General features: G+C 69.1%; 4 protein-coding genes and 1 pseudogene. All 5 read right to left on the reverse strand.

Going from position 1 to position 6693, the window contains the following annotated elements; all coding sequences use genetic code 11:
* On the reverse strand, positions 1 to 1308 hold a 1308-nt coding region (locus PKH97_RS12140), incomplete at its 3' end, for an MFS transporter (RefSeq protein WP_324387728.1).
* A gap of 42 nt (positions 1309 to 1350) precedes the next feature.
* Entirely contained in the window at positions 1351 to 3834 is a 2484-nt protein-coding gene (locus PKH97_RS12145; RefSeq protein ID WP_324387729.1) for a hypothetical protein, read from the reverse strand.
* 113 nt (positions 3835 to 3947) lie between these two features.
* Complete coding sequence (locus tag PKH97_RS12150; RefSeq protein WP_324387730.1) at positions 3948 to 4685, reverse strand: VOC family protein; 738 nt, start codon at positions 4683 to 4685, stop codon at positions 3948 to 3950.
* A gap of 154 nt (positions 4686 to 4839) precedes the next feature.
* Positions 4840 to 6456, reverse strand: coding sequence for a chaperonin GroEL (gene groL, locus PKH97_RS12155; RefSeq protein ID WP_324387731.1), 1617 nt, complete (start codon positions 6454 to 6456; stop codon positions 4840 to 4842).
* A 154-nt stretch (positions 6457 to 6610) separates the two neighbouring features.
* A pseudogene (locus PKH97_RS12160) lies at positions 6611 to 6693 on the reverse strand (co-chaperone GroES); the annotation flags it as partial.

Genomic DNA, 6693 nt, shown 5'->3' on the forward strand with positions numbered 1-6693 from the left:
CTCACGCCGGAGCGCTTCGCGCCAGCGCGGCACCGGTTGGCCGGCCTCCGCGAGTAGCCGACGGGCCCGGACCCGGGATCGAAAGATCCCGAGGATGCCCAGGGCATAGCACGGCAGCTGGATCGCCATCGCGACCCGGAACTGATCGAGCGTGTATGCCGAACCTTTCGACTGCACGTCGAGCAGCACCCCGATCAGCAGCGTCACGATGATGCACGCGCTGAAGCCACCGATATTGACCGCGCTGTTGGCTACCCCGAGCCGGTGGCGCGGGTTGAAGGTCCGCGCGAAGTCGAAGCCGATCGCCGAGCCAGGCCCGCCAAGGGCAAGACCTGCGCAGAGGACCGTCAACAGCCATAGCGGCGCCGGGCCGGGCCAGCACAGGACGGCGATCCAGGGCACCACGCCGGCGGCGACCATGGCGAGCACGAGATTGCTGCGGCGTAAGGGATGGCGCTGGACGAGCAGGCCCAGCACCGGGCCGGCGATCGCCCCGACGATGGCCAGCAAAGTGATGAGTGCGCTGGCCTGGGCCGGGCTGCGGCCTTCGCCCTGCGTCAGATAGGGAAAGCCCCACATCAGGCCGAAGACCATCGGGGCGAAGCTGGTCGTCCAGTGCGTCCACAGGCCGAGCCGGGTGCCGGGGTGGCGAAAGGCGGCGCCGAGATTGCTGCGCAGCGTGCGCAGGCCCGGCCTGGACTGGGCCTTCTCGAAGCCCGGGGGCACATCGCGCAGGAGCAAGGCGGCAGCGAGCGAGGCGGCGAGGGTCAGGACGGCGACGGCGAGGAAGGCCGGCGCCCATCCGCGGGCACCGAGCAGCCAGACGAAGGGGATCGCGCTGGCGATCTGACCGGCCTGGCCACTGAGCCCGACGAGCTGAGTGACGATCGGGACCCGACCGGGCGGGAACCAGTTGGGCAGCAGCCGGATGACGCTGGCGAAGATGAACGCGTCGCCGGCGCCGAGCACGGCTCGGGCGGGGATGGCGACGGAAACCGACTCCGTCAGGGCCATGACCACCTGCGCCACGCCCATGACGGCCAAACCGGTGGTGATCATCCGGCGCGGCCCGAAGCGATCCAGCATCAACCCGCCAGGGATCTGCATCGCGGTGTAGACGATCAACTGGACGACGACGAAGGTCGCAATGATGCTCGCCCGAGCACCGAAGTGATCGACGGCCTGGATGCCCGCGACACCGAGGGTGGTGCGGCCCAGGACAGCAACGGCATACGCCCCCACGCCGAGAGCGAAGATGAACCAGGCGAGGCGCCCGCCCGGCGGCACGCGCGTGGTGGGGACGGACATCGCCCGTCATCCTCCCACGCCCGCGCCGCCGGGCGCGACGGATCAGAAGTCGATCCGCCAGGTGCCGCGACCGTGGGTGCCGATGACGACAGCCTGCGCACCCGGGACGGGCCGGACACTGTTGGCCGAGGAGTTCGGCAGGCCGGGTGCCCGGCGCCACATGGTCGGCGCGGACGTGGTGGCGAGGAAGACGCCGACGTCGGTGCCGAGCACCAGGTTGCCGCCGACGATGGCCAGGGCATCACCGGGCGCGTCCGGCAGGTTGCCGGAGATATTGCGCCAGGTGCGGCCACCATTGGTCGACTCGAAGACCACGCCCTCGCCGCCACCGGGGATCCACCGACGCGAGTAGCCGTTGTAGACGGCATAGACATGGGCCGGGTTCGCCGGGTCGACGGTCAAACCAGCGACGAAACGGTTGGGCAGGACCGGCGAGGTGATCCGATGCCAGCTACCGCCGTAGTTCGTGTCGATGCCGGTGGCGAAGGTCGGGCTGGGGCTGGCGATCCCGTCGATCCAGCCGGCATAGATGGTCGCGCCATGGGCGGCGAGGGCCGTGCCCATCCGTGACAGGCCGGCGCCATCGGTGCCGAAGGTGTGCACCGGCTTCCAGTCGCAGGTCGTGCCAGAGCAGGTGGTCGCCCATCCCTTCGTGGTGCGCCAGACCTTCGTGCCCGCGGCCACCCACGTGTTGGTGTTCTTCACATCGGCCTGGAAGGGCGCAATGAAACGTGCGCCCGGGTCGCAGTTGGCCCCCTTGTAGCCGCCGCAGACCGGGGAGATCGTCGTGAAGCTGTGGCCGCCGTCGGTCGTGGAGTACATCAGCAGGCCGACGTACTCACCGACCGCACGATTGGCATTGGCCGGGTCGACGAGGACATAGCCACCGTCGCCACCGGCCGGCTCGATGGGGGTGCCTCCGGGCTTGATCAGCGAGGTGCCGTTGTCCTGCAACCCGCCCCAGTAGGCCGTCCCCAGCCCCATCTTGCCCGCGGCGGCGTCGTAGTACTGCAGGGTGCGCAAGGTGGCGTTGAGGCTGGTCCAGGAACCGGATCCGACCTTGGACATCGGGCGGGAGAAGACGCCGCCATCGTTACCGATGACGACCTTCCCGCCCGCGATGGCGACGGCGTGTTGGTCGGGGTGGGTGGTCTTCGGGCAGGCGTCACCGCAGGCCAAACCGTAGTTCCAGTAGGGGCTGATCGTGGTGAACGTGGCTCCGCCGTCCCGGCTCTCGTAGACCTCCTCGAGCCCGACGTAGATGTGTTTGGCATCGGCGGGATCGACGGTGAGGAACTGGTTGTACCAAGCCTGGATGCCCGGGTGGTAGCCCTCGAAGGTCAGCGCCGAGCCGGTTTTCATCAGCGAGTCGGCATCGGCGATCTTGCGCCAGGGACCGGCGGGGTTTCCGGTCGCGGAGACATAGACCCCCTGCAGCACCGAGTCCTCGCCGGCGAGCAAAGCCTCGGGCGACTGCACAACGGCATACAGGCGATCGCCCTTCGTCGAATAGGCGAAGGTCGTGCGCCCGATGTCCCCCGCGTCGATGGCGCCCCCGGGGGTGATTCTGGCGAAGCTGCCCCTGGCACCGCCCGTGCGGGAGAGATAGAAGCCGTTGTAGGACGACCCATTGCGCCAGCCGAGAACGGCCAGCACTTGCTTGCCCCCGCTCCCTGGCCGCACGACCACATCGGTGATGAAGGAGGTCGCGTAGGGCGAACCGGTGGGGTTCGGGTCGGGCTTGAGGATCAGTTGCCAGGCGCCCGCGGCACTCGTGCTCGAATGCCGGTAGAGGCCCTGACTGGTGGCCGCGTAGACGGTCCCCATGCCGTCGTCCACGATCCGGAAAACTTGGTGGTTCATCAACTCCGAGCCCCCGACCCGGCTGAAACTCGAGCCCCCATTGGTCGAGCGGTAGATCCCCACGCCGAGGTAGGAGTCGGAGTTCGTGTTGGCCTCACCGGTGCCGACCCACAAGGCCTTGTCCGTGGTGATCGTCAGCGTGCCGATCGAGAGCGTCGGCTTGTGATCCCAGATCGAGACCCAGTGGCGGCCGCCGTCGGTGGAGCGCCAGACGCCGCCATCGGCCGCGCCGGCATACATGGTCGAGCCGGAGACGGCCAGCGAGGTCGTCCGGCCGGCGACGCGCTGGAAGCCCGAGCCGAGGTTGGACCAAACCGGGTCGGTATAGCCGGCCGGCTCGGGGTTCATGCCGGTCGTGGTGAGCTCGGTCGACCGGGCACGAGCCTGCGGCATCCGTTGTGCCGCAGCGCGAGCCGCGATGAGTGCAGCCGCGGACACCGTGTCGGCGGGCAGGCTGCGCTGCTGCGCATACTGCTCGGCCATGTCGGCGACCTCGAGGGCGTCCTCGCCGTCGCCTTCTTCCCGCTGCGCGGGGTTGGGCAGTTGATGGGTCTGCAATTGTGCCCAATGGGGCGTGGGTGCCGGGGTGCTCGCGGTGGCGGCAGTGACGCCCGCCAGAGTGAGGGCCAAGGCAACAGCGGAAATGCGGTGCACTGTGGTCATGCGCGTTTGCCTCCGTCAAGGTCGGCCGGACCATCCGGTCGACCGCCATCCGCCAACCTCCCACCGCTCGGATCGCGCGTAAAGACCCCTGTGCCACGGCGTGCGCCGAACGGTCAGCGTGCGTCCGGCCCGTCCGCCTGGTGCTCCTGCGCCCGTGCCCGTGCCGCGAGGACAGCGTCGCGGCGTTCGTCGCGGTCGAGCCAGGTGCAGATGCAGATCTCATTGCCCTCGGGGTCGGCGAGCACCCAGAAGGAGGGCGCATATTCGGTGCTCAGCAGGCGGCCACCCGTGGCCAGGCCGGCGTCGATGCGCGTCTGCGCCTGCTCGTGCGGCACGGTGATGTCGAAATGAATCCGATTGCGTTGCGGCCGTGGATGATCCATCGCTTGGAACCACACCGACGGCCCGTGGTCTCGCGGGTCGACCAAGTCGCCGTTAGGGCCGTCGACATAGTCCAGGACGGCGCGCCAGAAGGGCTTGATGCGGTCTTCGTCGAGAGTGTCGAGGGCCAGTTCGAGCCGCTGGACGTGCGGCCCGGGTCCCTGGCCGCCGGGGTGGTAGCCGTGCTCGCGTAGTCGGGCGGTAATCGCCTGAGCCGCGTCGACCTCCGGCTGCTCCACCCAGCCGGTCGCCGGGTCCTGGATCCGCAGCCGTATGCCGTCCGGCCGGATATCGATGCCGAGCCCGGCATCGCCGGGAGCGGCCGGGCCCGCGATCGTCGCGATGCCGATCGCCTCGCTGATCCCCTGTGCCGGCACCCTGGTCTCGAAGCCGCCGAGGATGAACTGCCAGCCGGCCTCGACCACCGCCTCGCTGGCCGCGCGTCGTGACATCTTGGGTTGCTCAGTCATTACTCGAACCTAACCCGTGGCGATGGCCGCATCCGTGCGAGCGAGCGAACAGAACGCGAACAGCCCGGCCGACGCCGACGGCCCCCGACGCACGGTGCGTCGGGGGCCGTCGAGATTCGCCGCCCGGCACGTGCCGGCGGCGAAGATGGTCGGATCAGTGGCCGTGGCCGTGCCCGTGACCGGCCGCGGGAGCGGGCTCCTCTTCCTTCTTCTCGACCACCAGGGTGTCGGTGGTCAGGACCATCGAGGCGATCGACGCGGCATTGCGCAGCGCCGAGCGGGTGACCTTGACCGGGTCGAGCACGCCGGCGGCGACCAGGTCGACATACGCGCCGGTCGCGGCGTTGAGGCCCTGACCGATCGGCAGGTCGGCAACCTTGGAGACGGCGACATAGCCCTCCAGGCCGGCGTTCTCGGCGATCCAGCGCAGCGGCTCGGCCGCGGCCTTGCGCACGATGTTGGCGCCGGTGAGCTCGTCACCGGTCAGGCCGAGGTCGTCGAGCGCCGGAAGCGCGTGGACGAGAGCGGTGCCGCCACCGGCGACGATGCCCTCCTCGATCGCCGCACGGGTGGCGGAGATCGCGTCCTCGATGCGGTGCTTCTTCTCCTTCAGCTCCACCTCGGTGTGCGCGCCGACCTTGATCACACAGACGCCACCGGCGAGCTTGGCGAGGCGCTCCTGGAGCTTCTCGCGGTCCCAGTCGGAGTCGGTCTTCTCGATTTCGGCCTTGATCGTGTTGATCCGGCCGGTGACCTCGTCGGGCGAACCGGCGCCGTCGACGACCGTGGTGTTGTCCTTGGTCACGACGATGCGACGGGCCTGACCGAGCAGGTCGAGACCGGTCTGGTCGAGCTTGAGGCCGACCTCCTCGGAGATGACCTGACCGCCGGTGAGAATCGCGAGGTCCTGCAGCATCGCCTTGCGACGGTCACCGAAGCCGGGGGCCTTGACGGCGACCGCGTTGAAGGTGCCGCGCAGCTTGTTGACGACCAGGGTGGAGAGCGCTTCGCCGTCGACGTCCTCGGCGATGATGGCCAGCGGCTTGCCGGTCTTCATGACCTTCTCCAGCACGGGGAGCAGGTCGGCGATGGTGGAGATCTTGCCCTGGTTGATCAGGATGTAGGCGTCTTCGAGGACGGCCTCCATGCGCTCGGGGTCGCTGATCATGTAGGGGCTGATGTAGCCCTTGTCGAACTGCATACCCTCGGTGAACTCCAGGACGGTCTCGGCGGTCGAGGACTCCTCGACGGTGATGACACCGTCCTTGCCGACCTTGTCGAAGGCGTCGGCGATGATCCCGCCGATGGTGGCGTCCTGCGCCGAGAGCGCGGCGACGGAGGCGATTTCGTCCTTGCCGCCGACCTCGCGGGCGTTGTCGAGCAGGCGGGCGTTCAGCGCCTCGACGGCGGCGTCGATGCCGCGCTTGAGGGAGGCGGGGGCGGCGCCGGCCGCGACATTGCGCAGGCCTTCCTTGACCATCGCCTGGGCGAGTACGGTCGCGGTGGTGGTGCCGTCGCCGGCGACGTCATTGGTCTTGGTGGCGACCTCCTTGGCGAGCTGTGCGCCGAGGTTCTCGTATGGGTCGTCCAGCTCGACCTCGCGGGCGATGGTGACACCGTCATTGGTGATGGTGGGGGCGCCCCACTTCTTGTCGATCACGACATTGCGGCCCTTGGGGCCGAGGGTGACCTTGACGGCATTGGCGAGGGCGTCGACGCCCCGCTCCAGGGAGTGCCGGGCGGAGTCGTTGAACTCCAGTTGCTTGGCCATGACTGTCCTTCGTCGGTATGCCGATGACTCACCCGGGCGGGCGGCTCGGCGGTGTTGGTTGCTAGGGGATGCGCGACGCGCCCCGGCCGGGCCCCACCTAGGCGAGGGCGGCGCGGGGCGCGGTCACGGCATACGGGAATGCTGTGGGCTGGGGTCAGCCGACGACGGCGAGGACGTCACGCGCGGAGAGGATGAGGTACTCCTCGCCGCCGTGCTTGATCTCGGTGCCGCCGTACT

The organism is Nostocoides sp., from assembly GCF_035343835.1.
Classification (GTDB): domain Bacteria; phylum Actinomycetota; class Actinomycetes; order Actinomycetales; family Dermatophilaceae; genus Nostocoides_A; species Nostocoides_A vanveenii.